Consider the following 1,781-nt stretch of genomic DNA (forward strand, 5'->3'; position numbering starts at 1 on the left):
TTCATCGGTTTCAAGCTGGCCAGGCTGTGTCCGTACACGGAATCCTGTGATCTCATTGTCGGCGAGACAACCTGCGACGGCAAGAAAAAGGCCTACGAGGCCTTTGCCGCCCACGCGCCCATGTATGTCATGGAAGTGCCGCAGACCAAGTCCGAAGCGGCCCGCGAGCTGTGGAAGGCCGAAATGCGGCGCTACATGGCCCGTCTTGAAGAACTGACCGGCCGGACAATCACCGTCGACAAGCTGGCCGGGGCCATCAGGACCGTCAATGCCCGCCGCCAGGCCCTGCAGCGTCTGAACCGCCTGCGCGCGGCCGTGCCCACGCCCATTTCCGGCCGCGACGTACTGCTCATCAACCAGGTCAGTTTTTATGACGATCCGGTCCGGTTCACGGCGTCCATCAACGCCCTTTGCGACCAGCTCGACGAACGCGTCAAGGCCGGGGAGGGTGTCGCGCCCGCGTCCGCGCCCCGACTCATGCTGTCGGGTTGTCCCATGGCCGTGCCCAACTGGAAGCTGCCGTACATCATCGAAAGTTCCGGCGCGGTCATCGTGGGCGAGGAATCGTGCATCGGCACCCGCAACACCCGCGATCTGGTCGAAGAATCCGGCCAGACCCTGGACGAAATGCTCGACGCCCTGGCCGACCGGTACATGAAGATCGACTGCGCCTGTTTTACGCCCAACCAGGAACGCCTGGACAACGTCGCCGCCCTGGCCCGCGACCTCAAGGCCGACGGCGTCATCCAGTACACGCTCATGTTCTGTCAGCCCTATGCCCACGAGGCCTTCAAGGTCGAAAAACGGCTCGGAGCGGTGGGCATTCCGAGCATGGCCCTTGAAACGGACTATTCCATGGAAGACGTGGAACAGCTCAAAACCCGGGTCGAAGCCTTTCTGGAAACACTATGATTCTCGGCATCGACATCGGTTCCCGTTCCATCGAGGTGGTGGGTCTGTGCCAGGGCGAAGTGACGGCCACGCGACAGGCTCCCACCACCTTTGATCCCGTGGCCCAGGTCCGACGCCTGCTGGACGGCCTGGACGCGCGGCGCATCGTGGCCACGGGCTACGGGAGAAAGCTTGTCCAAGACATGGATCTGGGATGCCCCGTGGACGCCATCACCGAGATCAAGGCCCACGGCCTGGGCGCGCACCACCGCTTCCCGCAAGGGCGGACCGTGCTCGATATCGGCGGCCAGGACACCAAGGCCCTGGCCCTGTTGCCCGGCGGACGGGTGGCCAAGTTTGAGATGAACGACCGCTGCGCCGCCGGCACCGGCAAGTTTCTGGAATACACGGCCCAGATTTTTCAGATCCCCATTCCGAAATTCGGCGCGTACGCCCTGGACGGCGACAACCCACCGATCATCAATTCCATGTGCACGGTCTTTGCCGAGACCGAGGCCACGTCCCTCATGGCCCAGGGCGTGCGGCCCGAAAACATCGCCCTGGGCCTGCATCTGGCCATTGCCCGGCGCACGGTGAACATGCTGAACCGGGTCGGCCTGACTCCACCGCTGGTTTTTGTCGGCGGCGTGGCGCACAACCCGTGCATGCGCGTCCTGTTGGCCGAACAGACCGGAACCGTGGAGGGTGAAACCCTGCTCATTCCGGACGAACCGGACATGACCGGGGCCCTGGGTGCGGCCCTGTGGGGCGAGACGTTGGCTGAATGAAATGGATTGCGCCCATGGCGGGCAAAAAAAGCGTATTTGGAGGTTCTATGAAACGTATTCTGTGTCAGAGTGTTGTTGTGGCGGCTCTTTTCGTGCTGTGCG

General features: G+C 63.1%; 2 protein-coding genes. Both read left to right on the forward strand.

The features are described 5' to 3' along the window. Nucleotides 1-912: 2-hydroxyacyl-CoA dehydratase (locus tag EOL86_14445; protein NCD26771.1), on the forward strand; the 912-nt coding region annotated here is incomplete at its 5' end. Next, the gene (locus EOL86_14450) at nucleotides 909-1,679 is read left to right on the forward strand and encodes a 3-hydroxyacyl-ACP dehydratase (protein NCD26772.1); all 771 of its coding nucleotides are present in this window, start codon (nucleotides 909-911) and stop codon (nucleotides 1,677-1,679) included. The genes EOL86_14445 and EOL86_14450, both read left to right, overlap by 4 nt. Nucleotides 1,680-1,781 lie beyond the last annotated feature (102 nt).

This window comes from Deltaproteobacteria bacterium (genome assembly GCA_009930495.1).
In the GTDB taxonomy this organism is placed as follows: domain Bacteria; phylum Desulfobacterota; class Desulfovibrionia; order Desulfovibrionales; family Desulfomicrobiaceae; genus Desulfomicrobium.

Excerpts from the sequence above, each read along its gene's own strand:
- EOL86_14450 (NCD26772.1), top strand. The coding sequence starts at position 909 with ATGATTCTCGGCATCGACATCGGTTCCCGTTCCATCGAGGTGGTGGGT.